This window comes from Mesorhizobium sp. M1227 (assembly GCF_040318315.1).
GTDB lineage: Bacteria > Pseudomonadota > Alphaproteobacteria > Rhizobiales > Rhizobiaceae > Mesorhizobium.
This window is the reverse complement of record NZ_JAMYLZ010000032.1, coordinates 37983-61256: the sequence shown is the minus strand read 5'-3', so window position 1 is coordinate 61256 and position 23274 is coordinate 37983. Positions and strand designations below refer to the sequence as shown.

General features: G+C 60.9%; 27 protein-coding genes and 3 pseudogenes. 21 read left to right on the top strand and 9 right to left on the bottom strand.

What is annotated here, in order from left to right; genetic code table 11:
- Positions 1-216 precede the first annotated feature (216 nt).
- From NKH28_RS27105 to NKH28_RS27090, 4 genes and pseudogenes are all read right to left on the bottom strand, one after another.
- Positions 217-474, bottom strand: a complete 258-nt coding sequence (locus tag NKH28_RS27105; RefSeq protein WP_352508334.1) for a hypothetical protein — start codon at positions 472-474, stop codon at positions 217-219.
- 40 nt (positions 475-514) lie between these two features.
- Positions 515-793, bottom strand: coding sequence for a hypothetical protein (locus NKH28_RS27100; protein WP_352980843.1), 279 nt, complete (start codon positions 791-793; stop codon positions 515-517).
- A gap of 144 nt (positions 794-937) precedes the next feature.
- Positions 938-1182: pseudogene (locus NKH28_RS27095) on the bottom strand (alcohol dehydrogenase catalytic domain-containing protein); the annotation flags it as partial.
- 109 nt (positions 1183-1291) lie between these two features.
- Positions 1292-1540: a cyclophilin-like fold protein gene (locus tag NKH28_RS27090; RefSeq protein WP_352980842.1), complete on the bottom strand. Its 249-nt coding sequence runs from the start codon at positions 1538-1540 to the stop codon at positions 1292-1294.
- Here NKH28_RS27090 and NKH28_RS27085 point away from each other — a divergent pair.
- Positions 1493-2341, top strand: coding sequence for a 5'-3' exonuclease (locus tag NKH28_RS27085; RefSeq protein WP_352980841.1), 849 nt, complete (start codon positions 1493-1495; stop codon positions 2339-2341). The genes NKH28_RS27090 and NKH28_RS27085 overlap by 48 nt on opposite strands.
- Before the next feature lie 313 nt (positions 2342-2654).
- Here NKH28_RS27085 and NKH28_RS27080 read toward each other — a convergent pair whose 3' ends face one another.
- Complete coding sequence (locus tag NKH28_RS27080) at positions 2655-2939, bottom strand: DUF982 domain-containing protein (RefSeq protein WP_023680323.1); 285 nt, start codon at positions 2937-2939, stop codon at positions 2655-2657.
- A gap of 57 nt (positions 2940-2996) precedes the next feature.
- Between NKH28_RS27080 and NKH28_RS27075 the strand changes: the two genes are divergently transcribed.
- A complete protein-coding gene (locus tag NKH28_RS27075) occupies positions 2997-3275 on the top strand; it encodes a hypothetical protein (RefSeq protein WP_352980851.1) in 279 nt (92 codons plus the stop codon).
- A gap of 326 nt (positions 3276-3601) precedes the next feature.
- On the opposite strand, the pseudogene NKH28_RS27070 reads toward NKH28_RS27075, so the two are convergent.
- Positions 3602-3754: pseudogene (locus NKH28_RS27070) on the bottom strand (diguanylate cyclase); the annotation flags it as partial.
- A 309-nt stretch (positions 3755-4063) separates the two neighbouring features.
- On the opposite strand from NKH28_RS27070, the gene NKH28_RS27065 reads away from it, so the two are divergent.
- Entirely contained in the window at positions 4064-4540 is a 477-nt protein-coding gene (locus NKH28_RS27065) for a hypothetical protein (RefSeq protein WP_352980850.1), read from the top strand.
- A 285-nt stretch (positions 4541-4825) separates the two neighbouring features.
- On the opposite strand, the gene NKH28_RS27060 is transcribed toward NKH28_RS27065, so the two are convergent.
- On the bottom strand, positions 4826-5191 hold the full coding sequence (locus NKH28_RS27060; RefSeq protein ID WP_352492307.1) for a hypothetical protein: 366 nt from the start codon (positions 5189-5191) through the stop codon (positions 4826-4828).
- 465 nt (positions 5192-5656) lie between these two features.
- Between NKH28_RS27060 and NKH28_RS27055 the strand changes: the two genes are divergently transcribed.
- Positions 5657-5845, top strand: a complete 189-nt coding sequence (locus tag NKH28_RS27055; protein ID WP_352980840.1) for a hypothetical protein — start codon at positions 5657-5659, stop codon at positions 5843-5845.
- Between the two features lie 318 nt (positions 5846-6163).
- Here NKH28_RS27055 and NKH28_RS27050 read toward each other — a convergent pair whose 3' ends face one another.
- Positions 6164-6382: a KTSC domain-containing protein gene (locus tag NKH28_RS27050; protein ID WP_352772395.1), complete on the bottom strand. Its 219-nt coding sequence runs from the start codon at positions 6380-6382 to the stop codon at positions 6164-6166.
- Between NKH28_RS27050 and NKH28_RS27045 the strand changes: the two genes are divergently transcribed.
- The 17 genes and pseudogenes from NKH28_RS27045 (at position 6381) to NKH28_RS26965 (ending at position 22771) form a co-directional block, all read left to right on the top strand.
- A complete protein-coding gene (locus tag NKH28_RS27045) occupies positions 6381-6569 on the top strand; it encodes a hypothetical protein (RefSeq protein WP_352779510.1) in 189 nt (62 codons plus the stop codon). The genes NKH28_RS27050 and NKH28_RS27045 overlap by 2 nt on opposite strands.
- An 83-nt stretch (positions 6570-6652) precedes the next feature.
- Entirely contained in the window at positions 6653-6886 is a 234-nt protein-coding gene (locus NKH28_RS27040) for a hypothetical protein (protein WP_352980839.1), read from the top strand.
- Positions 6887-7544: 658 nt separating this feature from the next.
- Positions 7545-9572, top strand: coding sequence for a conjugal transfer protein TraG (locus NKH28_RS27035; RefSeq protein ID WP_352980838.1), 2028 nt, complete (start codon positions 7545-7547; stop codon positions 9570-9572).
- A 119-nt stretch (positions 9573-9691) separates the two neighbouring features.
- Positions 9692-10105: a CopG family transcriptional regulator gene (locus NKH28_RS27030; RefSeq protein ID WP_352467842.1), complete on the top strand. Its 414-nt coding sequence runs from the start codon at positions 9692-9694 to the stop codon at positions 10103-10105.
- On the top strand, positions 10102-11070 hold the full coding sequence (gene trbB, locus NKH28_RS27025) for a P-type conjugative transfer ATPase TrbB (RefSeq protein WP_352980837.1): 969 nt from the start codon (positions 10102-10104) through the stop codon (positions 11068-11070). The genes NKH28_RS27030 and trbB overlap by 4 nt, the downstream gene beginning before the upstream one ends.
- A gap of 11 nt (positions 11071-11081) precedes the next feature.
- Positions 11082-11390, top strand: coding sequence for a TrbC/VirB2 family type IV secretion system protein (locus tag NKH28_RS27020; RefSeq protein ID WP_352980836.1), 309 nt, complete (start codon positions 11082-11084; stop codon positions 11388-11390).
- Entirely contained in the window at positions 11390-11662 is a 273-nt protein-coding gene (locus NKH28_RS27015) for a VirB3 family type IV secretion system protein (protein ID WP_023680309.1), read from the top strand. The genes NKH28_RS27020 and NKH28_RS27015 overlap by 1 nt, the downstream gene beginning before the upstream one ends.
- Complete coding sequence (trbE, locus tag NKH28_RS27010) at positions 11656-14106, top strand: conjugal transfer protein TrbE (protein WP_352980835.1); 2451 nt, start codon at positions 11656-11658, stop codon at positions 14104-14106. Before NKH28_RS27015 ends, trbE begins: the two co-directional genes overlap by 7 nt.
- Positions 14103-14828, top strand: coding sequence for a P-type conjugative transfer protein TrbJ (gene trbJ / locus NKH28_RS27005; protein ID WP_023718720.1), 726 nt, complete (start codon positions 14103-14105; stop codon positions 14826-14828). The genes trbE and trbJ overlap by 4 nt, the downstream gene beginning before the upstream one ends.
- Before the next feature lie 36 nt (positions 14829-14864).
- Positions 14865-16187, top strand: coding sequence for a P-type conjugative transfer protein TrbL (trbL, locus tag NKH28_RS27000; protein WP_352980834.1), 1323 nt, complete (start codon positions 14865-14867; stop codon positions 16185-16187).
- Positions 16188-16919 (top strand): conjugal transfer protein TrbF, encoded by a 732-nt coding sequence (gene trbF / locus NKH28_RS26995; protein WP_352458767.1) that lies wholly within the window; start codon positions 16188-16190, stop codon positions 16917-16919.
- A complete protein-coding gene (trbG, locus tag NKH28_RS26990) occupies positions 16909-17937 on the top strand; it encodes a P-type conjugative transfer protein TrbG (RefSeq protein ID WP_352517829.1) in 1029 nt (342 codons plus the stop codon). Before trbF ends, trbG begins: the two co-directional genes overlap by 11 nt.
- 10 nt (positions 17938-17947) lie before the next feature.
- Positions 17948-19165: a TraB/TrbI/VirB10 family type IV secretion system protein gene (locus NKH28_RS26985; RefSeq protein ID WP_352980849.1), complete on the top strand. Its 1218-nt coding sequence runs from the start codon at positions 17948-17950 to the stop codon at positions 19163-19165.
- An 11-nt stretch (positions 19166-19176) separates the two neighbouring features.
- Positions 19177-19449, top strand: coding sequence for a DUF2274 domain-containing protein (locus NKH28_RS26980; protein ID WP_352980833.1), 273 nt, complete (start codon positions 19177-19179; stop codon positions 19447-19449).
- Positions 19450-19746: 297 nt separating this feature from the next.
- Positions 19747-20619, top strand: a pseudogene (locus NKH28_RS26975) (IS3 family transposase); the annotation flags it as partial.
- A gap of 68 nt (positions 20620-20687) precedes the next feature.
- Positions 20688-21281: an ASCH domain-containing protein gene (locus NKH28_RS26970; RefSeq protein ID WP_352980832.1), complete on the top strand. Its 594-nt coding sequence runs from the start codon at positions 20688-20690 to the stop codon at positions 21279-21281.
- Positions 21278-22771, top strand: a complete 1494-nt coding sequence (locus NKH28_RS26965; protein ID WP_352980831.1) for a GNAT family N-acetyltransferase — start codon at positions 21278-21280, stop codon at positions 22769-22771. Before NKH28_RS26970 ends, NKH28_RS26965 begins: the two co-directional genes overlap by 4 nt.
- Here NKH28_RS26965 and NKH28_RS26960 read toward each other — a convergent pair.
- A complete protein-coding gene (locus tag NKH28_RS26960) occupies positions 22768-23268 on the bottom strand; it encodes a hypothetical protein (protein WP_502906668.1) in 501 nt (166 codons plus the stop codon). The two genes, NKH28_RS26965 and NKH28_RS26960, sit on opposite strands and share 4 nt — an antisense overlap.
- Between the last annotated feature and the right edge of the window lie 6 nt (positions 23269-23274).

The window sequence follows — 23274 nt, the reverse complement described above, 5'->3', positions numbered from 1 at the left end:
AGGTTCCATTATCTCCGACCAACACCGCGCTTTGCGGAGTAGATCGACAATGAGATCGACATCGTCCGTCGCCCTGACATCCCCAAAGCGTGACTTCGTCGGTAATGAAAAGAGCGGTCGTGCATCCGCCCACAAATATCAGACGCTCCCGAAAGTCGCTTCCCAGCGCCTCGGCTACTATCTGTAGCATGTGGAGCAGCTCGCCTCTGATGGTAGTCATTTCTTCAGAAGCCTTTCAGAAAGCCGCTCACCGGCAAGGCCCACCTCCCGCTGGTTTCCGAGCCGGATCGCATCGACAAGCGCAAGATATTCGTCCAGCCGCTCATCTTTCGGAACAGCTTCAGGCACGCTCTTGAACAAGGGCTCGATCGATTGCCCCATATCCCGGCCTTCCGCAAACGGCCAGATGTGGATGTACTCACCGCCGCTCATCAGCAGTCCTTTTAGCATTGGCGCGGCAAAGGCCGTCGGCATGCCGCGCGTGATGCCGCCCGCCTTGCGGGGAACACAAATTTCAGTCCGTGGCCGATAAAATTGTGTAGATTGCGGCGAGGGGAATTGGCTCGGCCCGTATCTCGATCTTTGATGGCGAGTCCCGACGAGAGGCTTCGCTTGATCGAAGCGTCGATCTCGTTTTGCTGATCCCGAGTAGCGATTCCAGGCCGCGAACTGAGTACGGGGCCTCGCCCGAGAAGCTCCAATGAAGCTCCCCGGAGCCAATTTGCCCCTCCTGCTCCTGCAAGCTCACGAGCTTCAGAAGCACCACGATATCCTGACTTTTCATCCCATTCATGCGGTGTGTCCTCTGTCCTAGGACTAAGGACATAAGACCATATCAAGGTGTATGACCCCAGTGCAGAGCGAACTCAGAAAACATCAAGTTCTGGCAATGGCTTGCGCCGTCTCACTCGGCCTCAGCAAACTCGAAAGCCAACTCTCCGCCAGCGAACTGGCCGGGACGAACCGTCCTGATTTCGCTGCCGACCTCGGACGATGCCGCAGTATTCTTGACCCATGTGCATGGGGCTTCGACATTCTGGATCCCCCTATACGGCCACAGTTCCGAGCCGCAAATGCAGGTCGCCGAGAGCTGGATGATGGGTCAGTCGGATGAAGAACCTTCGGGTCGGCGACTTCATCGCAGCGGATGTCGCCAGGACCATAAAGAACTGTTCCAAGCATTGTTGTTGTCCTGTCGTCAGCATGGGATCAGGAGAGGAGTTCGATGCGGAGCGGAATTCGCCTCCCACCAGCAGAGGATCGAAGCCGCCGTCGATGCGACCGAGCCTAATCAATCCCTGGACCAGTGGTAGCCGGCGTAGAAGATCGCAAGTTTGCCCCAATGTGCATAGTAGCAGAGGTCCCGAACGGGCCGCTGCCCTCTTCGCTGAGCTTGCGCGGCAGGTAGCTGATCTTCTCGTTGTTCGCGGAGCGCACCTACTTGAAGGTTTGGAGAAGGCCAACTGTCGTCTAGCTTTGCAGACCGGGCCGAATGCTTTTCCTCGAGGATTGCAATGATCGTACATTTAGTAGACGGCACATACGAACTGTTTCGCCACTTCTACGGCCAACGCCGGTTCAACAACGGCCGAGACAAGCCGTTTGGCGCCGTCGTCGGCGTGCTGAACACAGTGCTGGAGATGATCGAGAATGGCGCCACACACGTTGGGGTGGCTACCGATCATGTAGTCGAATCTTTAGAAATCAGCTCTGGCCCGGCTACAAGACCGGGGATGGCATCGAGCCGGCGTTGCTCGCGCAGTTTCACCCCCTCGAGGAAGCCTTGGCGGCGATGGGAGTGGCGGTCTGGCCGATGATGGAGCTGGAAGCCGACGACGCGCTGGCCTCCGCGGCGCACAGCGCGGCTGCCGATGAGCGCGTGCAGAAGGTGTGCATCTGGACGCCGGACAAGGATCTCGCGCAGTGTGTCCGCGGTGACCACGTGGTCCAGGTAGACCGCAGGACCCAGAAAATTCGCGATGGCGCGGGTGTACGCGAGAAGTTCGGAGTTGAGCCGGCCCTCATTCCAGATTTCCTCGCGCTCGTCGGTGATGCCGCTGATGGCTATCCGGGTCTCGAAGGCATCGGCCTGGTCTCGGCTGCCCGGCTGCTTGGCCGCTACGGCCCTCTTGAACGCTTTCCGCCTGAAGCCCTCGGCAAGCGTAGAGAGCTCGCGCTTTTGTTCAAAAATCTCGCGACGCTTCGCACGGACGCTCGGCTGTCTTCGCGTCCGGGACAGCCAGGACCCACTTATCCGACGGTGAATTTCTGCGCTGGCCAAACAGTGCGGCTGCACCTTATCAAAAATCGCGATCAGGATTGCGCGGAGAACTGGGCTTGATGAGCAGATGATTCTCCGTGGTCTCTTCGACCGCGAGTGTCTCGGCTCGACGGCATCGGTCTTGGCATCGCGATCCCTCACGCTCTGCTGGGCACGATCTCTTCGCCAGTCGTGTCTTTGACACGCTTGGTCCAGCCCGTTGACTTCGACGGGCCCTACGACGACCAGTCGATCTCATTTAGACTGTACAGCCAGGGCCTTCTCACGTCCAGGCTAATAGCCCGTTTTGAGGCGTTTCGGCTGCCGCGGGAGAAGGCAGTATTTCGGGCTTCAAGTGAGGCGCCTCTTCAGTGTTAGCGAGGCCGGCATGACCTCACATCAGATCTTCAACCATCCGCGCAATTTTCCCCAGACCTGCGGTGGTCCCTCTTGTTCTAAGGAGTCCCTGTTCAGCCGCGGCCGCCTTGAAGGCCTCGAGCGCAGCTTGCTGGCTGCAATGCCCGGCGAGGGACTCCTCGACCATTCGGATCGCGTTGAGCCGCCCCGGCTTTCCCATTCTAGGCCATGGTTGCTGAAGCACCTTCATTGCGTCGGCTATGGACGCGACCACCGTCAGGTTGCGATTGAGGCAGATTGTAATTGGACTGAAGGCCCGCATTCTTGTCGCTCCCCACGATTGAACGCAGCTAAACGCGAAGACAAGGGCAGTGGTTGCATGAATGTGGACTACCGCGAATTCAAAGAATCGCTGGCCGATGCGATTGAGGCTGAGCTGGCTCTCCTTGGGCCCGGCACTTTGCCTAGCCGGACCATCCTCTCGTCGTACAACAGGACCCGGCCGGCAAAAAGCATCCGTGCACCGTCCGACGCCGCGAACTATTTTTCGAGCTCGTCACGCCGCTTGCCGACGGCTTCTCAAGCATACCGCGATGAATTCGACGACTGTGAGGAGGAGATGAAAAGATTATGGTCGTTTCGTTGGGCCGTCCTTTAGAGCAGGGGCTCCGAGGCGGTTTGTATCGAGCAGATGTCGCATCAGATCTTGACCTGGAGATCGGCTCCGGCAGCGGGATCGGCGCAGCGCGGCAAGGATGCCACGTTCCTTCGGCGGCCCACCGGCGATGGTCTGGCTGACGGCCCCGCGAAGGCGCGAAGCATCGAGGCCTTCTTCTGCCAGTCGGGCGAGCCAACTTTCTTTGGCTGGGAGGGCGGTGCAGTGCTTCGGCTCGGAACTGTTGACACATGCGCCAGGCTGGCAGACCGGAAGCGGCGGCGTGCCCTGACGTCATGGAGACTAGCCTCGCTTCCGAAGCCGCAGATTGTGATCTCGTTGGCTATGCAGAGCATCCAGCCGTCGTTTTGATCCGTTTCCGTCATCCAGAGCCAGCGACCATCCATGAGATCCGTCTCAAACGCTTAAAAGCCGGTCTTGCCCCGCCGCGACTGTGTGGAAATCAGCCATGTTTCAAAGTCGGAATGCTGGACGAACTCGACAAGGAACTGGAGCGACGCAAGCACTGCTTCGTTCGCTACGTCGACGACTGCCCTCCATGTTCGCAGCGAGCGTGCGGGCGCACGGGTGATGGCCAGCGTCGAACACTTCCTCGACAGGCGTCTGAAGCTGAGGGTCAAGATACGGAAGAGCGCGGGTCAGCTTGGGAGAGGAGCGTTTCATAGTCTGGTGGGGCCTAATTCGCCTCGTAGTCCTAGTGGTCACCTATCGGCGCTCACCGGTCCCCTGAAGCGCCCGATAAACGCTCCGCTCACTGACCCCCAGTTCCTTTGGCTATCGCTGTTCTGGTCATGCCCTCGGCATCCAACTTCACGATCTTGTCGCGCTTCCCCATCGCTGTTGGCTTCCGTCCTGGGTACTTGGTCTTGTCGCCTTTTGGCGGCATCGATCCCGATCCGTTGGCGCTCCAGCATGACGCTACGCTCAAGGCCATTCGCCAGTATCTGGCGCCCTTCTACAAGTGGCGGCAGGCCGAGATCGTGGCGGCGGCCGAGCCGCTGATGCCTGACCACCAGGCCTTTATCCGCATCATCAACCGGCGCGATCAGGCCAGACCTTTGATACGCCTGTTCGTGGCCTCCACGCTCATATCGGCGCAGCGGGCGCTCGACATCACTAGAGCTCATTTGGCAAGCAGCCCGCCGCTATACACTGGCCGTGTCCAGGCGTGGGCGTGGCCTTTCCGCTTGGGTATTAGGGTGCGGCCTGCCCGATCGGCCGTCCCTCGATCGACCCTGAGTTGCTGATCCGCATGCGGATCGTCGGCCAGCTCGTCCTCGACTCGATGAGCGAAGTCGTCGACGCCGTGCGCACCGGGAAGACAAGCCTGGAGCTGTAGCGGCCTCGCCTGTCCCGCCCCGGTGTCGTCGCTTCGCTGGCGCCACGGTGAGAACGCATAGATCTGGTCCAGTATTTTCAGCATCAGAACGTTGAGCTGGCGGGAACTTGCTCGCCAGCCGAGTTGAGTTCAGGCGGTGGTCGGGGGAGATCAGCCAGCCCGCTGGTGATTCCAACCTGAGCCGATGTGCCAATCAGCAACCTTCGTCGGTCTTTTTCACCTGGCCCGGCGCGGCGGTGTTGGCTGTCGTGTCCTGCTGACCTGGCGCAGCCTGCTGAGCGCTGCCAGTCTGCTGGCCGGGCGCACAGTCCCTGGCCGAGTTCGGATTCGTGGTGCCGCTGGTGGTGGTCGTGTCGGTGCCCTGATCGCCGGACATGTTGGTGCCGCTGCTCGTCGTGCCGGTGCCCTGATCCGTCGTGCTGGGCATGGTTGTCGTGGTCGAGGTTCCGCTCGTCGAGGTTCCGCTCGAAGTTCCGCTCGAAGTTCCGCTGGTCGCCTGGGCAAAGGAAAGCCCGGCCGACACCGCCAGCACGGCCGAAGCCAAAAGGATGCGTTTCATCTTCTTTCTCCTGTCTGAATGCGCGGGATGCGCCTGGCAAATCGAACAGGCAGACAGAAGGAGTGTTCCCCGATGAAGTTCAACTTTTGTAACTCTGGCCGTAGGTCAGCGTTAGGATGGCCGGCGTATATTAGAAACCTCTTGAAGAAGACACTGCCCGCACCAGAATCCATGGCATGGCTCGGGGAATAGGCATTGGTGACCAGGTGGCGATTACTGCCACGGTTCGAAGGTGGATAACAGAGGACCGCGTAAGCGTCTGTATCCCAGGTTACGACTTCCCACATTCCATCATCGACCACACCAAGTTGAACCGAGGCCAGCAAATCGACCTGAGACGCGAGGTCACGCGCATCGAAGAGAACACTGTGACGATCGACCTCGGGCCATTGGTCACGGTCGACCGTGAGAAGGTCCGGTTGGTGGAGAAGTATCGGCCGCCAAAACGACCAAACGCACTTGCAGATGCCCCGGATTAGAACCGACAACATCGCGACCGGCTATGAGGGCAGGCCGCATGACGGGCCGGTAGAGGACGAGGCGAAGCACTTGGTCTACTGCCCAGTCTGCGGCCAAACGTTCGACGCGCGCGATCTTGGACAGGTGTTCCACCACGCTGAGCCGCAGCACGAGCCGCTTCCGGTCGAGCAATAGCCCAGCTAGTTGAGCTCCGGCGGCAGACCGACGTTGAGACCCTTCAGCGCGCCACCGACGTACGTTGGATGAGAAAAGGGGTGCTGCGTGCACCGCGCCTTCCCCGCGCGCCGATGTTCCACCTGGACCGCAAAAAAGTCCCGCCGCACTGCCAGAACGGCGGGACCGATCAAACGCTTTGCACCAGGCGGGGGGATGCGGGGGGGTTGGGCTTGCCAAGTGAGCGCGGACCGTAACCAACCCTAAGCGCAACGGCGGCAACGCGTCCACCAACCGCCGGTTGGAGCGACAGGACGATTGAGCCGCCGGCAGGTCAGGTCATCCCGGGTCGCTATCGCTCGCAACCAGACGGTAGCGGAAATTGTTGCGGATATGGTCGTTGAAATAGCGGCCCTTAGCGAACGCGGCCCGGAACGCGGCAAAGGTTTCCGGCGGAACCCCCTCAAACTCGTACCGTTTACGGCTGGCGACGAACCACACCGAGAGGGTCCTTCTATCCAGATCATATTCCATCTTGCGGATCGAAGTAGACGGCATGAGCACCACAGGCCGAGGCCCGCGCCTTGCGGGAGCGCGGGCCGATCGGGATACCGATCTGCAGCAATACCTGGAGGTGGAGGATTCGCTGCGTGCACCGAACTTTCGCGGCGGTCCAGTGTTCCCAATCGAGATGCACAAAAAGCTAGCTGCACCTTTCGGCATCACGTGGACGTTGGATTTCTGAGAAAACGGGAGCGTCAATACCAACTTCTGGCGATGGAATTTTCCCGTGAGATAGGCACGCTCCAGGCGAAGGAGTGGATCGCCATGACCGCCATCGCCTACAACCTTGCCAACGATATCAAAGGATCGTGGAGGGTCGTCTTCGTGCCGGACGAACTGCATCTGTATGTGGAATTCAGCCAGCCAGACGCCGACACAAACCCGGTTGATTGGATGAGCGTTGATGATTTCCTTGCATGGCAGCCGAAAGGCGCGCTTCACAAGCGAGCGCGCGACAGCTTGGTTTCGCTCATTTGCAACGCGCTGACAGAGCGATGAGACAAGGGAAAACCCGCGCCGAGATCGAGTGCGAGCGCCGCGGGTGGGCCTATTCGACGTCCCGAAGGCACCGCGACGATGCCGCCAACGCGATAGCTAAAGCTCTTATCGGTGAGGCGCGCGGGCTTGGCTTTGAAGCGTCAGCGGAGCGACATTTCACCTTTCGCTCGGTGATCGCATTTTCGATGTCGATGTCGCTGACGTTAAGCTTTCTCACGAACTCCGCGTACGACCAGGCTGGCGTTCGTCAATCGACCTCCTGCAAGCCGAGACCGAACCAAGATCGAGGCACAAATGGTTCACGCTTCGTGCTTCGAAGCGCGTAAAAAGGCAGTGTGGATCCGCCATCCATCGCCGGCCAGAATCTTCCTCGCTACCCGCACAAACGCGTCGGCTCCAATGATAGGCGGGCATATCTTCCGGACTTGTCTGAGGTTTGTCTGTCAGCACATCTAATGTGCCTGCACAGAAGCCAACATTTCTGCGACCAACCGCGTACCTGGCACCGCCGACAGGTTGCTGCGGCGGATTTTCGCTTTCGCAGGTGAACAATGCCTATCAACCTTGTCATCGCACCTGGTCGCACGTAGAGGCCGTTCGAATTCTCATCGCTCGGCGCGATGTTTGGTCCGTCTGCCCAGAAGAGCGGAGCAAGCCATTGACACCCACGAAGTTGCTGATTGGGCAGATCGCTGTCGTATTCGCAATTGTCATTCTTGGCGTGTGGACTGCAACCCAATGGTGCGCCTACATGCTCTCCTATCAGCCGCCACTCGGCGCACCATGGTTTGTGACAGTCGGCTGGCCGATCTACCAGCCGTGGAAACTGTTCGAATGGTGGTTCCAATTTGACGCCTATGCGCCTGAAGTCTTCGACAAGGCTGGCATACTTGCCGGAGCCAGCGGGTTCCTGGGCTGTGCCGCCGCGATAGCTGGGTCCCTCTGGCGCGCACGGCAGCGGGGGTTGGTCACCACCTATGGGTCCTCACGATGGGCCATGAAGCTGGAGATCGAGAAGGCGGGGCTGTTTCAGCCGGCCGGCGTTTTCCTTGGCGGACTGAATTATCGCTATCTGCGCCATGACGGACCGGAACACGTCATGGCCTTTGCGCCGACACGTTCGGGCAAGGGCGTGGGACTCGTTGTTCCAACCCTTCTTTCCTGGACCGGCTCGGCCGTTATTCACGACATCAAAGGCGAGAACTGGCAGCTGACCTCTGGCTGGAGGTCGAAGTTCTCGTACTGCCTTTTGTTCAATCCTACCGATCCGAGATCGGCGCACTACAACCCGCTGCTGGAAGTGCGCAAAGGTCCGGATGAGGTCCGGGACGTTCAGAACATCGCAGACATTCTCGTCGATCCGGAAGGCGCGCTGGAGCGGCGGAACCATTGGGAGAAGACCAGTCATTCACTCCTAGTTGGCGCCATCTTGCACGTGCTCTACGCCGAAGAGGAAAAGACACTCGCCCGTGTCGCCACCTTCCTGTCGGACCCGCAACGCTCATTCGCTGCGACACTGCAGCGGATGATGACCACCAACCACCTCGGCACGGTGGACAAGCCCCAGGTCCATCCGGTCGTGGCCTCGGCGGCTCGTGAGGTGCTGAACAAGTCAGAGAACGAGCGCTCAGGCGTTCTCTCGACCGCCATGTCGTTTCTCGGGCTCTATCGAGATCCAACGGTTGCCGCGGCAACATCGGCCTGCGACTGGCGCATTGCCGACCTTGTGGATGCCGAGCGACCGATGTCGCTGTATCTGGTCGTGCCGCCGTCGGATATCTCGCGCACTAAGCCCCTGGTGCGATTGGTGCTCAATCAAATCGGCCGGCGGCTGACCGAGCGCCTGGAGGGCGATCCAAAGAAGACCCGCAAGCATCAGCTCCTGATGATGCTGGATGAATTTCCGGCGCTGGGACGGCTCGATTTCTTCGAGACCGCCCTGGCCTTCATGGCGGGTTACGGCATCCGCGCCTATCTCATCGCGCAATCGTTGAACCAAATCTCCAAGGCCTATGGCGAGAACAACGCCATTCTCGACAATTGCCATGTGCGGATTGCCTTTTCCTCAAATGACGAGCGCACGGCCAAACGCATCTCGGACGCGCTCGGTACCGCGACGGAACTCAGATCGATGCGCAACTATGCCGGCCATCGGTTGGCGCCCTGGTTGTCCCACGTCATGGTAAGCCGCCAAGAGACCGCTCGCCCCCTGCTGACGCCGGGTGAGGTGATGCAGTTGCCGCAGGCTGACGAACTAATCCTGGTTTCGGGATTGCCGCCGATTCGCGCCAAGAAGTTGCGTTATTACCAGGATCCGAATTTCACGGAGCGAGTGCTGCCTTCGCCGGTGCTGCGCGACGGTGCCTACGCGGATCGGCCCACGTCGCGCCCGGACGATTGGAGCGGACAGGTGCGCGGCGTGGATCGGCGTCTTGCTGGCGACGACGACAGTGCCGGCGCGGCAATCGAAGACGGAGGTGTCCAGCAGCAGCGCCATCCGGGCCTGCCCGAAGAACGGACCCTCGTCGCCCAGGAGCCTGATCATGGCGATCTGTTCACGCCCGCAGACGATGACTGCGAGACGCTCGCCGACAAGCGCGTCATGGATCGGATTTCCACCGCAGCACGTGCGTACGGCCTCAATGAGGGAATGGGCGACGACAAGGACATCGTGCCCGGCTTCTGAACGGCGCGCCATACGCGGGCGCATCTCAGCGTAGATAACGGCCGTAAGCGATTTCGAGGATCTCGACGATGCTCGTTCCCGTCGCCGGTGCATCAGCGCCGGTCAGAGGAACGAGCAGCATGAAGCCCCACCGCATTCGTCACCAGTTTTTGCTTGAACCCGAGTTGAGCGAGAAGCTGGAGAACCTCAGCCGCAATCCATCGACCACCAAATCGGCCATTGTGGCGCACGCGGTCGAGGCCTTTATCGAGCGACGTGGGGAGAATGAACTCGACCAGCGCTACGGCAAGAGGCTCGACCGTCTTTCCCGCGACCTCGGACATGTCAGGCGCGATGTCGAGATGATCCTGGAGAGCCTGGCGCTCTTCATCCGCTTTTCGATCACGCTTCATGCTCACACGCCGGTGCCGGACAGGGCCACGCAAGCGATTGCCCAGGAGCGCTTCGACAAATTCGTCGAACAGGTCGGCCGCCAAATCGCTTCCGGGAAACGGTCACTTGGCACCGACGATCGCAGGGGAGGGGAAGGATGAGTTCTCATCCGGAAGCCGACCATCGCCGCCGCGTCATGCTGCGCACCGCCATGGGTCCTGCGATCACCGAAGCCCTTGCCGATCCGACCGTCATTGAGGTGATGGTCAATCCCGACGGTGCGCTGCGGCTCGACCGGTTGGGTGAAGGCCGGGTCGACACCGGCGTGCACATGCATCCTTCTGAGGCCGAACGCATCATCCGCCTGGTCGCCTCCCACGTGCGCGCCGAGGCGCATGCGGACAATCCGATTGTCAGCGCCGAATTGCCATCGGGCGAGCGCTTCGAGGGTCTGCTGCCGCCTGTCGTGCTGGGGCCATGCTTCGCCATCCGAACGCCTGCAGCGAAACTCTACACGTTGGCCGACTATGTCGCCGACCGGGTCATGCTGCCGCTGCAGGCCGATGCGCTGAAGAAGGCGGTCCGCGAGCGGCGCAACATCCTGGTCGCCGGCGGCACGTCGTCGGGCAAGACAACACTTGCCAATGCGCTGCTGGCACAAGTCGCCGATTGCGACGAGCGGGTGATCCTGATCGAGGACACGCGCGAACTGCAATGCGCGGCGAAGGATTGCGTTGCCTTGAGGACGAGGCGGGGGTCGGTCACGCTCGCCGATCTGGTGCGCTCGACCCTGCGGCTCAGACCCGACCGCATCATCGTGGGCGAAGTCAGGGGCGCGGAAGCCCTGGACATGCTGAAGGCATGGAACACCGGGCATCCCGGCGGCATCGCGACGGTTCACGCCAATTCGGCGCGCTCCGCTCTCTACCGTATCGAGCAGCTCGCCCAGGAAGCCGTCGTCACCGTTCCCCGCCGCCTCATCGCTGATGCGGTAGATCTGATCGTCTTCATCGCTGGGCGCGGATCCTCGCGCCGCATTGACGCGATCGCTGAGGTCACCGGTCTCGACAGCCGCGGTGATTACGCCGTCACCCCGCTCACGCTTCCGCAACTCCAGCAGTTTTGAAAGGTCACCTCATGCGCAAGAAGCTTCGCTTCCTCTCGTCCACCGCGCTCGCGTTTCTTCTCACCGTCCCGGCCCACGCAGCGGGCTCCGGCATGCCTTGGGAACAGCCGCTGCAGCAGATCCTTGAGTCGGTGCAGGGACCGGTCGCCAAGATCGTCGCGGTGATCATCATCATCACCACCGGCCTGACCCTTGCTTTCGGTGACACGGCAGGCGGTTTTCGCCGGCTGATCCAGATTGTCTTCGGCCTGTCGATCGCCTTCGCGGCATCGAGCTTCTTTCTCTCCTTCTTCTCCTTCGGCGGCGGGGTACTCGTTTGATGGCCACCGGAGAGCAGCATATCGAGGGTTTCGAAGTCCCCGTTCACAGGGCATTGACTGAGCCGATCCTGCTGGGCGGCGCGCCGCGAGCGGTGGCGATCCTCAACGGCACGGTGGCCGCGGCAATAGGCCTTGGCCTGCAGCAGTGGATCGCCGGACTGGCGCTCTGGATCGCCGGCCACACGCTCGCGGTCTTTGCCGCTCGCCGCGATCCGGACTTCGCCAGCGTGCTTGTCCGTCATCTTCGCCTGAAGGGGTGGCTTGCATGCTGAACCTTTCGGAGTATCGCGGCAAAGCCGATCGGCTTGCCGATCATTTGCCCTGGGCCGCTTTGGTCGCGCCCGGCATCGTGCTCAATAAAGACGGTAGCTTCCAGCGAACCTTCCGGTTCCGTGGCCCCGACCTTGAAAGCGCGACCGAAGCCGAATTGGTCGGCATCTGCGCACGAGCCAACAATGCGCTACGAAGGTTGGGCTCCGGATGGGGGTTGTTTTTCGAGGCCGAGCGCGTTGAAGCGCTGGGCTATCCGAGCTCGGCTTTTCCCGATGCTGCCTCATGGCTGGTCGATGAGGAACGGCGCGCGGCATTCGAGGGCAAGGTCGCGCACTTCGAGAGTCGCTATCATCTGACCTTGGTCTGCATGCCGGCGCCAGATGGCCAGGCGCGGGCGGAAAGCGCACTGGTCGACTCGCATCACTCGGGAGGGGCTAGAGACTGGCGCCAGGAGCTGGCGTGGTTTCGCGACGAGACCGACCGCGTCCTGGATTTGCTGTCCGGCTTCATCCCGGAAGTGCGCGCCCTCGATGATGCCGAGACGCTAACCTATCTGCACGGCACAATCTCGACCTACCGCCATCCGGTCGCCATGCCGGAAACGCCAATGTATCTCGACGGTGTTCTGGTTGACGCGCCGCTTACCGGCGGCCTGGAGCCGATGCTGGGTGAGCAGCATCTGTGCACCCTCACCATCCTTGGTTTCCCGAACGTCACCCGGCCAGGGATCCTCGACGCGCTCAACCATCAGGATTTCGCCTATCGCTGGATGACGCGCTTCATCCCGCTCGACAAGACGGAAGCCACCAAGACGATGACACGGTTGCGCCGTCAGTGGTTTGCCAAGCGCAAATCGGTCGCCGCCATCCTGCGCGAGGCCGTGACCAACGAACCCGTCCCTCTCGTCGATAGTGACGCCGACAACAAGGCCCTGGACGCGGATGCCGCCCTTCAGGCGTTGGGCGGCGATCACGTCGGCTTCGGCTATCTCACCACAACGGTGACGGTATGGGACAAGCACCGGCAGGCCGCCGCGGAAAAGCTCCGAGCGGTTGAGCGCATCGTCAGCGGGCTCGGCTTCACCACGATCCGTGAAAGCATCAATGCGGTCGAGGCGTGGCTCGGCTCGTTGCCCGGTCATGTCTACGCTAACGTTCGCCAGCCGCTCATTCACACGCTGAACCTTGCCCACGTCATGCCGCTGTCGTCGGCGTGGGCCGGTCCGGTGGATAACGAGCATCTCGCCAATGTGACTGGGACCGAATCCCCGCCGCTTCTCTTCGCAGAGACCAGCGGGTCGACACCGTTTCGGCTTTCTACCCACGTCGGCGATGTCGGCCACATGCTGGTCGTTGGGCCGACCGGTGCCGGCAAGTCGGTTCTGCTTGCGCTAGTCGCTCTGCAGTTTCGACGCTATGCCGGGGCGCAGGTCTATGTCTTCGACAAGGGCAATTCGGCTCGTGCGGCAACACTGGCCATGGGCGGAGAACACCACGCTCTGGGCGCGGACGGTGCGCTTGCCTTCCAACCGCTGCGCAATATCAATGACCAGGCTGTCCGCAGCTGGGCAGCCGAATGGATCGCCGGCCTCATCGCCCATGAGAATGTCACCGTAACGCCGGAGGTGAAGGAGGCGATCTGGTCGGCCCTGACCAGCCTTGCCACCGCGCCGGCGCAGGAACGCACGCTCACTGGACTGTCGGTCCTGCTTCAGTCCAATGCGCTGAAATCCGCGTTGATGCCGTACACGCTCGATGGCCCGTTCGGGCGTCTGCTCGATGCCGATGAAGATCGGCTGGCTTTGTCGGATGTGCAGTGTTTCGAGACCGAAGAGCTGATGCACCAGGAAGGCGCCGTGCTGCCGGTGCTCACCTATCTCTTCCATCGCCTCGAGGAGCGGTTCGACGGCCGGCCAACACTGCTCATGCTCGACGAGGCCTGGGTCTATCTCGACAACCCGCTCTTTGCCGCCCGCATCCGCGAATGGCTGAAGGTGCTGCGAAAGAAGAACGTCTCCGTCATTTTCGCCACGCAGTCACTTGCAGACATCGCTGCCTCGTCGATCGCGCCGGCAATCATCGAGAGCTGCCCACAGCGCATTTTTCTTCCCAATGACCGTGCCGTGGAACCGCAGGTGCGGGCAGCCTATGAGTGCTTCGGCCTGAACGAGCGGCAAATCGAATTGGTCGCCCGTGCCACACCGAAGCGCCAGTATTATCTGCAGTCGCGCCGCGGCAACCGCCTCTTCGAGCTCGGGCTCGGCCCGATCGCTCTTGCGCTCTGCGGCGCCTCTGATCCGGCCACGCAAGCTTTGATCGACAGCGTCCTGTCAGAGCACGGGCAGGACAGCTTTGCCTCCCGGTTCCTGAGTGCGCGCGGCCTCGATTGGGCTGCCGAGCTTCTCCAGCAATTCCCTCAACCAGACAAGGAGCAATCGTCATGATGCGGCGCCGCCTTCTCACCAGCCTGATCACCGTTTCCCTGATCGCAAAACCGATGGCCGACTACGTCCAGCCGGCCCACGCCCTGATCGTGTTCGATCCGTCGAATTATGCGCAGAACGTGCTGACAGCGGCACGTTCCCTGGAGCAGATAAACAACCAGATCCAGTCGCTTCAGAACCAGGCGACCATGCTGCAGAACATGGCGCGCAACCTTCAGCGCCTGGATTTTTCTTCCGTCGGCCAGCTCACAGGTTCGCTCCAACGGATCGACGGCCTGATGACCCAGGCCAGCGGCCTGAGCTTCGATCTCGACAAGCTTCAGAACCAGTGGCGTGTGCAATATCCGGAAAGCTACGACGCCACAATCAAGGTCAGCGATGTGGCGAGCGCCGCGCGCGAGCGCTGGCAAAACGCCATGCAGGCGTTCCGCCAAACCATGAGCGCGCAGTCGCAGATCGTGGAGAACGTGCGGGCCGACGGCGACCTGCTTACCGATCTCGTCAACCGCAGTCAGGGCGCGGCAGGTGCCCTTGAGGCAAGCCAGGCCACCAATCAGCTGATCGCGCTTTCGACCAAGCAGCAGATCCAGATTCAGACGCTGCTCGCGACCCAGTTCCGGGCTGAAGCCGAAGATGCTGCCCGCAAGGCGCAGTCCGAGGAAGCCGCCCGCGAGACGACGAAGCGTTTCCTGGGCACCGGTACGGCCTATCCCGGCAACTGATCAGCAGTTCTTCAAGACAACGAGGAAGGCGGCGACATGAATGACCTCGGCGTCATTGATCGCTTCATGGAGACTTTTACCCGCTATATTGATAGCGGGTTCGGTCTGCTTTCGGGCGACGTCGCCTTTCTCACCACCATCCTGATCGGCATCGACATCACGCTGGCAGGCCTGGTCTGGGCGTTCGGCGGCGAGCCCAATGTTCTTGGCCGGCTTGTCCGAAAAGTGCTCTATGTCGGCGCCTTCGCCTTCATCCTGAACAATTTTAAGAACCTCGCCGACATCATCTACCATTCCTTTGCCGGCCTCGGCATCAACGCATCGGCCGGCAATCTGTCCGCCGACAGTCTCCTGCGGCCAGGCCGCATTGCCGCGGCCGGCTTCGAGGGCGCCTGGCCGCTGCTCAATCAAGCGAGCCAGCTAGTCGGCTTCCCCGAGATTTTTGGCAACGCGCTGACCATCTTCGTGCTGCTTCTCGCCTGGTTCCTGGTCCTCATCGCCTTCTTCATCCTTTCCATCCAGCTTTTCATCACCATCCTGGAGTTCAAACTCACCACATTGGCCGGCTTTGTTCTGGTGCCCTTCGCGCTCTGGAACCGCTCGGCGTTTCTGGCCGAGCGCGTGCTCGGCAATGTGATCTCGTCGGGCATTAAGGTGATGGTGCTTGCCGTCATCGTCGGCATCGGCTCCACGCTCTTCGGCGAGTTCGCTTCCGCCCTGCAAGGCAAGGAGCCGGACTTGGCCGCGGCCATGTCACAGGTACTGGGCGCGTTGGCGCTGCTTGGGCTCGGCATTTTCGGACCGGGAATTGCCTCGGGTCTTGTTTCCGGCGCGCCGCAGCTTGGCGCGGGAGCCGCACTCGGAACCACCGCGGCGGCCGCCGGATCAACGCTCGTTGCCGGAGGTGCGGCGCTTGCCGGCGCGCGCATGGCAACCGGCGGCGGTCTCGCCGCCGTTCGAGCCGGCACGGCCATGGGATCGGCTGCTTCCACAGCTTGGCAGATGAGGCGTGCAACATCGCCCGAGTCCGGCCTCTCCGGCGTAGCTGCTGGACTGCAGGGCGTTGCCGGCGCAGCTGGCGGCGCCGCGATTCGGGGAATGCGATCTGCAACAGAACCATTCCGGCGCAGCGCCGATGCCGGCCGCGATGCCGCCTGGACCGCGACGGGCGGCACGCCGACCGCATCAATGACCGGAAACCCTGCCGCGTCAGGTGCCGATGCCGCGCCGGCGTGGGCGAGGCGCTTGCGTTCCGAACAGACCGCGCGCGCCCATCGCCACGCCGCCACGCAGGCCGTCCGCGATGGCGATCGGGGTGGAAGCGGCGCCAACCCCTCTCTCAACGATAAGGAAGACTAGATGCTCTTCAAGCGACCTGTTCAGCGTTACGGGAAGACGCCCCACCCCGTCACACCATACCAGAAGGCCGCCCAACTTTGGGACGAGCGCATCGGCACTGCGCGCGTGCAGGCAAGGAACTGGCGCCTGATGGCCTTTGGCTGCCTCGCTCTGACCACCGGGCTCTCTGGTGGACTCTTGTGGCAGTCGATGCAGGGCCGCGTCGTGCCCTATGTCGTCGAGGTTGATCGTTTCGGCGAGGCGCGCGCCGTCGCTCCAGCAATCCGGGACTACGAGCCCACCGATGCCCAGATCGCCTGGCATCTCGGCCGCTTCATCCAGAATGTCCGCTCTGTTTCCACCGATGCGGTGCTGGTGCGGCAGAATTGGCTCTCGGCCTACGACTTTGCCACCGACCGCGGAGCCCTCTTTCTCAACGAGTACGCTAAGGCCAACGACCCGTTCGGCAAGATCGGCACGCGCAGCGTCTCGGTGCAGGTGACGAGCGTGGTTCGAGCGTCCGACAGCTCCTTTCAAGTCAAATGGACCGAGCAGGTCTTTGAGCGCGGCAGCCTCGCCAGCACAACGCGTTGGACCGGGATCCTCACCATTGTGATCCGGCCGCCGAACAATACCGATCAGCTGCGCAAAAACCCGCTCGGCGTCTTCATCAATGCCATCGACTGGTCGCGCGAGCTCGACAGTGCCGCGCAGACTTCCGTTCCCCCAAAGGAGCCCGCCAATGATAAATAGACTCTCGTCGCTCCGCACTGCACTGGTCCTGTCGACGTCGGCTGCGGTCATCTCCGCCTGTGCCTCGAAGCCGGTGCCGCCACCTCAGATTTCCTATGATGCTGCCAAGTTCCAACCGGCGGCAATCGAGAAGGCGCCGGAGAAGCCCGTCAAAGTCGTGGAAGTGCCGAAACCGCTACCGCTGCCCGGCCAGTTGCAGCCCGAGCCGGGCAAGGCTGCTGAAGACAGGCGCTCGCCTGAAGAACGTGTCGCCGATGCCAACAAGGCGGCGACGCAGCAACCCACCAAATATGGCTATGTGAATGCGGTGCAGGTTTACCCCTTTGCCGAAGGCGCGCTCTACCAGCTCTATGCCGCACCGGAGCGCGTCAGCGATATCGCTCTGCAGTCAGGCGAGAAACTCCAATCCGTGTCGGCCGGCGATACAGTGCGCTGGGTAATAGGCGATACCGTCAGTGGCTCTGGCGATGACCAGCGCACCCATGTGCTGGTGAAGCCCTTCGCGCCAGGACTTGCCACCAATCTGGTGATCACCACGGACCGGCGAAGCTATCACTTGCAGCTTCAAAGCACGGATAAGACCGCCATGGCGGCAATCTCCTGGACCTACAGCGAGGACCAGATTATCGCGCTACGCCGGCGCGATGCGCAGGCCGAGGCTGCTATGCCAGTGGCGTCGAATGTGGCTCTCGAAAATATTCGCTTCCGCTATTCGATTACCGGCGACATGCCGCCCTGGAGGCCGACGCGCGCGTTCGATGATGGCAGCAAGGTCTACATCGAGTTTCCGCGCCGCATCGATCAGGGCGAGGCCCCGCCGCTCTTCATCGTCGGTGCTGACGGGGACAACCAGCTCGTCAACTACCGCATACGCGGCAACTATTACATTGTCGATCGCCTCTTCGCCGCGGCCGAACTGCGCCTCGGCGCCAAGCAGCAGCAGGTGGTGCGCATCACGAGGACCGACGGCAGGCAAGCGCCGTGGCGGAAATTGCTCTTTTCGCGTTCCAGCAGGTGAGGGACGGCCCATGACGGATACTTCCCGCTCCGATGCTTCACCGAAACTCGATCCAGAACAGCTGCCGCTGCGGGCCTCGCCTCGCCGCGCTGTGCGCTTCAAGCGCGGCATTATTGTCGCCATTGCTGCTGTTGGTTCCGGGACCGTTCTAGGCGTCACCATGATGGCGCTGCAGGGACCGGCGCTGCGCATCAAAGAGCAGGCTGAAGAGCTTTACAACACTGAGCGGAAGCCAACCGCGGAGGCAATTGAAAGGCTGCCTAAGGACTATTCCGGGATCAAGCCCAAGCCTCCGGTGCTTGGACCACCGCTGCCCGGCGACCTCGGCCGCCCCATCCTTGAGCACCAACGCCAGCTGGGCATCGCGCCGGGCCAGGAGGTTTCGGCGGAGGAGCAGCGCCTTGCACAGCAGGCGATCGAGGCGCGCGAATCGCAAGTCTTCTTCCGGATCGAAAATCGACCCCGGCAAGCAGATGCCGCCGGCAACGGGCAGGGCGGGCGTCCACCCTTTGAGGCAACGGCTCCACAATCCGATGCCGCACGCGGTTCAGCTTCCGTAGCACCGGCCGAGGGCGACCAAAACAACCAACAGCGCAAGCTCGTTTTTGTCAGCCAGCGGAACACAAGTGGAATCTACAATCTGCATGCACTGCAGACGCCGGCTTCGCCGTATCAGCTGATGGCCGGCAGCGTCATCGCAGCGAGCCTGATCACTGGCATCAATTCCGACTTGCCCGGCCTCGTCGTCGCACAGGTCACCGAGAATGTGCACGACACAGTCACCGGCAGCACCTTGCTCATTCCGCAAGGCTCTCGCCTGATTGGCACCTATGACAGCGTTGTTGCCTTTGGACAAAGGCGCACGCTGCTGGTCTGGCAACGGATACTGCTGCCCGACGGCTCTTCGATCGAAATCGACAATCTGCCGGCGACGGACACCGCCGGCTATGCCGGGCTTGAGGACAAGGTGGATTTCCACACCTGGCAGCTGATGAAAGGCGTTGCGCTGGCCACGTTGCTAGGGGTCGGCACCGAGCTGAGCCTCGGGGAAGACGAAAGCGACCTGGTCAAAGCAATCCGCGAATCCGCTCAGCAGAACGTCAGTCGAGCTGGCCAGCGCATCACCGAGAAGAACCTCAATATCCAACCCACCATCACTGTCCGGCCCGGTTGGCCACTGCGCGTCATCGTGCACAAGGATCTTGTGCTGCGGCCGTACCCGGATTGACTGGAGTCATCATGACCAATCTGAAACTCGGCAAACTTCCGGATCGGACACCTTCGAAGATCACCATAAGCGTAAGTGCAGACATGAACCAAGCACTGAAGGACTATGCGGCGCTTTGTCGTCAGACCTATGGCGAGTCCGAATCGGTAGCGGAACTGATCCCGTTCATGCTGGCGGAGTTCCTGGAGAGCGATCGAGCGTTTGCCAAGGCCAGAAAGGAAGGGTTCCCTGTCGTCGACAAGTCAGAGAAATCGCGGCGGCAGCCAATTTCAGGGTCCGAATAAGTGACAGCGACCAGTGAGTCCGAGGGGGCACCTTTCTAGGCGGGCAAATGCATTGAAGCAATTTGCCGGCGGCAAGCCGAAACACAGGGCACAATAGACGAGCTGATCTGCCCCGAACCAATCCCGGCTCTGCGCCTCATCCCGGTCATTTGCACTATCGAGGTCATCTACCGAAAGCGGACATTTTTCGGCCGACTTCACCGATCGCGTTTCTGGAAAGAGTTCCGGAGCTCTAGCTAAAAATGGGCGTGTCCCAGTCGGTCTCGGAAAAAACCTGTGTCGCAATGAAGTCCATCAATGCGAGACCGGCAGGCGTGCAAGACCATCGGCTGCTGCCGGATGACGGTTCGCCACAAGGCGAGCCGTGGCGACGATGGTGGCCTGCGGGAGCGGATGAAGGCGATCGCGCATGAGCGCCGGCGCTTCGGCTATCGCCGCCTGCATGTGCTGCTGCGGCGGGAAGGTTATGTGGTCAATCACAAGCGTCTGTTCCGGCTCTATCGCGAGGAGAAGCTTGCCGTTCGGCGCCGTGGCGGCCGCAAGCGGGCCATTGGAACGCGGGCACCGATGATGGTCCCCGTTGCGCCCAACGACCGTTGGTCACTGGACTTCGTGTCGGATCAGCTGACCGATGGCCGTCGCTTCCGGATATTGACCGTCGTCGACGACTGCACGCGCGAGTGCCTGGGGTTGGTCGCGGATACGTCTCTGTCCGGCGCGAGGGTTGCCCGCGAACTCGATCGGCTCATGATCGAACGCGGCAAGCCGAAGATGGTGGTGAGTGACAATGGCAGCGAACTGACCAGCAATGCGATCCTTGCCTGGGCCGATGCAAGCCGCGTGGACTGGCATTATATCGCGCCGGGCAAGCCAATGCAGAACGGCTTCATCGAGAGCTTCAACGGTCGCCTCCGTGACGAACTGCTGAACGAGATGCTGTTCACCTCATTGGCGCAGGCTCGCGCGGTCTTGGCCAGTTGGCGGACAGATTACAACATGAATCGCCCACATTCGCGGCTCGGATGGCAGACCCCCTTCGAGCTCGCCCACACCTTCACCGCGCGACGGGACACAGCGCTGCGCACCATGATCAGCTCCGCGCCTGTGCCCGTCGCTCAAACCGCCCAACAGGGCAACATTGATCGCCGGAGCGAACTCAGGATTGGATAAAACTTGGGGGCAACGTCAGTCGGACAGGCTCAGATATCGACCGTTATGAAGGTGCAGTGGGGGCGAGCGTGACGCTTGCTACGGCATTACGTGCGGGCTTGCGAACCGCAACACATTGGAAGCGAATTGGTCGCGACGCCGATTTTGAGAGGCAGCAGTTCACATTTTGGTTTGTACGGGATAATGCCGATCATGAGAAAAATTGCGATCGTCAAAGAATGAGCAATCTGGACCTGTTCCGCCACGACTTCGTTCTGAGTATCAAGCCAGAGTACGCTATCAAAATTGTAAGCGGTCAGAAGAAAGTCGAACTGAGGCGTCGATTTCCGTATGGGACGGTCACCGGCGCGGTCATGTACATTTATGCGTCGGCTCCGATCCAAGCAGTGATCGGGTACGCTACGATCTCTACCGTGGAAGAACTCCCGGTCGAGCGCATATGGGCAAACTATAGTGACGTGGCCTTCATTGCGCGTGATGACTTCGATGCGTACTATGCTGAGAGGACGTCCGGCTTCGTGATCAAGCTACAGGATCCGGTCGCCGTCCCGGAACCCGTCCCCCTATCCTTACTCAAGGATCGTCTCGGCTTTACGCCGCCACAGTCATTCGCTTATGCCGACGATGCCTTTCGTCAGCTGATCCGGGGTTCCGAGAGATGAAGCTGCTCATCGACACCAATGTCATCATCCAGCTCGAGGATTCGAAAGAGATTAAGGCTCAGTTCGCCGACCTGCAGCGCAAATGCCAGGAGCACGGAATATCCGTCTTCGTACATGAAGCTTCGTTGGAAGATATCGAACGCGATCCCGACAAGGATCGTAGGAAGATCACTCTTTCTAAGGTCAAGAAGTTCCGCCAGTTGAAGGGCGTTCACGTTCCTCCCGAGGAGGAACTGGCAAAGCTGTACGGCAAGCTGCCGAAGCCGAATGACGTTTGCGACGCGAAGATGCTGCACGCGGTCGCGGATGGTGTCGTGGAGCTGTTCGTTACGGAGGATGACGGCATTCATCGACGCGCGAAGGCCGCCGGTCTCAGCGAACAAGTTCTGACAGTCGCTGATGCGGTCGCGTGGCTTAAGCAGGCGTACGAACCGGATCAGGTTTTCCTGCCCTCCGTCGAATACGTCAAAGCGTACAATATCGACTTCAAGGATGAGATTTTTGACGATCTGGCCGCCGATTACGTCGGGTTCCGGGAGGTATGGGTGCCGAAGTGCAAGGAAGAGCACCGCGACTGCTGGGTGATCAAGAATGGCGGCAAGCTAGCCGCGATCGTCATTCGAAAAGACGAGACCCACGCCGAAGCCGGCACGCATTACGCCGCTGCCAAGATTCTAAAGATCTGCACCTTCAAGGTGGCCCAGGGCTATAGGGGCCAAAAGCTCGGTGAGCAGTTGCTGAAGCAGGTCCTATGGCATTGCCAACGGAACGGCTACGACCTGACCTATGTCACCGCGTTTCCCAAGCAGGAGGCTCTAATCCGCCTGCTTGAAGAATACGGGTTCGAGAAAACCAAAACGCTCGCGAAAGATGAGCTAGTCTACGAAAAGCCTATGGGAAGCGGGCCGTTGTCGGCCGGAACCGATAAGCTCAGGACCGTGAAGAAGAACTACCCACGGTTTTCGGACGACGCTTCTGTGGGCAAGTTCGTCGTGCCTATCCAGCCGGGATATCATCGGAAGTTGTTCCCTGAGGTGACCGCTCCGACGACCGGAAGCAGCGGGGTGCCAGGCGGCAAACCTGGCAATACCATTAAGAAAGTCTACATCTGCCACGCCCCAACGAATGCATTGCAGCCTGGAGATCTGCTCTTCTTCTATATGACCAAGTCCCCGTCCTACGGCTCCCAATCAATGACGAGCGTGGGCATTGTGGAATCCGTCCGTTGGACCCTCGATGTGAACGAGGTACGAAAGTGGACTGCGAAACGATCCGTGTTTTCGGATACGGAACTCGCCCACTGGGTGGCGGGATCGCGTCCGCTTAAGGTCATCGACTTCCTGCTGATCGGGCACCTGGAGCCGACCGTGCCGTTGATCGACTTGCTCGGCTACGGCGTCCTGCCTTCGTGGCCGCAGTCGATAAACAAGATTCCCCAATCGGCTTACGCGAAGCTGAAAACGCTCCTGAAGCTGGGCTTCAAGTTTTAGACGGAAGCGGATTGCAGCACCACGTTCCAGGCCAAAGTCTTTTGCTTCGTCGCCGTTCGCTCGAGGGCGAACTCGTAAATGCAGACCGTGTCATCCGGCATTATGCGGCCGTAGAAGTGCTGCAGCGTACCGAGCAATTCGTCTAGGGAAGAAAATCCGTCGGAACGCGCATCAGCTTCGGTTAGGCCATTAAATGTGGAGTAACGCACGCTGAGGACACGAAGACGGGCAAGGCAACGATACTCGTCATGCGGCGCTTGCTCGGCAGCGGCGTAAAGTGGCAGCACAGGCCCAGCGGGGTACTCGACCCTATCGCGGTCGTATCGGATTGTCGTCGATTTCTGCTCAGACAGCACCTTGTCCGCGAGGCGTTCGGTCATGACGAAGCGCTCACGCGGGACGGAAGATCGTTCGGGAAACTCGTCCGCGAGCCTTGTCTTCAGACGCTCGAGAGCGGCGTCGTACAGCCCTGGGGGCGTAGGAAACACGAATTGCAATGGGCC

What these genes read in the sequence shown, in the direction of transcription:
- NKH28_RS27105 (WP_352508334.1), bottom strand. Translation starts at nt 474, where the DNA reads ATGCCGACGGCCTTTGCCGCGCCAATGCTAAAAGGACTGCTGATGAGC.
- NKH28_RS27100 (WP_352980843.1), bottom strand. Translation starts at nt 793, where the DNA reads ATGAATGGGATGAAAAGTCAGGATATCGTGGTGCTTCTGAAGCTCGTG.
- NKH28_RS27085 (WP_352980841.1), top strand. Translation starts at nt 1,493, where the DNA reads ATGCTTTTCCTCGAGGATTGCAATGATCGTACATTTAGTAGACGGCAC.
- NKH28_RS27080 (WP_023680323.1), bottom strand. Translation starts at nt 2,939, where the DNA reads ATGCGGGCCTTCAGTCCAATTACAATCTGCCTCAATCGCAACCTGACG.
- NKH28_RS27075 (WP_352980851.1), top strand. Translation starts at nt 2,997, where the DNA reads ATGAATGTGGACTACCGCGAATTCAAAGAATCGCTGGCCGATGCGATT.
- NKH28_RS27060 (WP_352492307.1), bottom strand. Translation starts at nt 5,191, where the DNA reads ATGAAACGCATCCTTTTGGCTTCGGCCGTGCTGGCGGTGTCGGCCGGG.
- NKH28_RS27055 (WP_352980840.1), top strand. Translation starts at nt 5,657, where the DNA reads ATGCCCCGGATTAGAACCGACAACATCGCGACCGGCTATGAGGGCAGG.
- NKH28_RS27045 (WP_352779510.1), top strand. Translation starts at nt 6,381, where the DNA reads ATGAGCACCACAGGCCGAGGCCCGCGCCTTGCGGGAGCGCGGGCCGAT.
- NKH28_RS27050 (WP_352772395.1), bottom strand. Translation starts at nt 6,382, where the DNA reads ATGCCGTCTACTTCGATCCGCAAGATGGAATATGATCTGGATAGAAGG.
- NKH28_RS27040 (WP_352980839.1), top strand. Translation starts at nt 6,653, where the DNA reads ATGACCGCCATCGCCTACAACCTTGCCAACGATATCAAAGGATCGTGG.
- NKH28_RS27030 (WP_352467842.1), top strand. Translation starts at nt 9,692, where the DNA reads ATGAAGCCCCACCGCATTCGTCACCAGTTTTTGCTTGAACCCGAGTTG.
- trbB (WP_352980837.1), top strand. Translation starts at nt 10,102, where the DNA reads ATGAGTTCTCATCCGGAAGCCGACCATCGCCGCCGCGTCATGCTGCGC.
- NKH28_RS27020 (WP_352980836.1), top strand. Translation starts at nt 11,082, where the DNA reads ATGCGCAAGAAGCTTCGCTTCCTCTCGTCCACCGCGCTCGCGTTTCTT.
- NKH28_RS27015 (WP_023680309.1), top strand. Translation starts at nt 11,390, where the DNA reads ATGGCCACCGGAGAGCAGCATATCGAGGGTTTCGAAGTCCCCGTTCAC.
- trbE (WP_352980835.1), top strand. Translation starts at nt 11,656, where the DNA reads ATGCTGAACCTTTCGGAGTATCGCGGCAAAGCCGATCGGCTTGCCGAT.
- trbJ (WP_023718720.1), top strand. Translation starts at nt 14,103, where the DNA reads ATGATGCGGCGCCGCCTTCTCACCAGCCTGATCACCGTTTCCCTGATC.
- trbL (WP_352980834.1), top strand. Translation starts at nt 14,865, where the DNA reads ATGAATGACCTCGGCGTCATTGATCGCTTCATGGAGACTTTTACCCGC.
- trbF (WP_352458767.1), top strand. Translation starts at nt 16,188, where the DNA reads ATGCTCTTCAAGCGACCTGTTCAGCGTTACGGGAAGACGCCCCACCCC.
- trbG (WP_352517829.1), top strand. Translation starts at nt 16,909, where the DNA reads ATGATAAATAGACTCTCGTCGCTCCGCACTGCACTGGTCCTGTCGACG.
- NKH28_RS26985 (WP_352980849.1), top strand. Translation starts at nt 17,948, where the DNA reads ATGACGGATACTTCCCGCTCCGATGCTTCACCGAAACTCGATCCAGAA.
- NKH28_RS26980 (WP_352980833.1), top strand. Translation starts at nt 19,177, where the DNA reads ATGACCAATCTGAAACTCGGCAAACTTCCGGATCGGACACCTTCGAAG.
- NKH28_RS26965 (WP_352980831.1), top strand. Translation starts at nt 21,278, where the DNA reads ATGAAGCTGCTCATCGACACCAATGTCATCATCCAGCTCGAGGATTCG.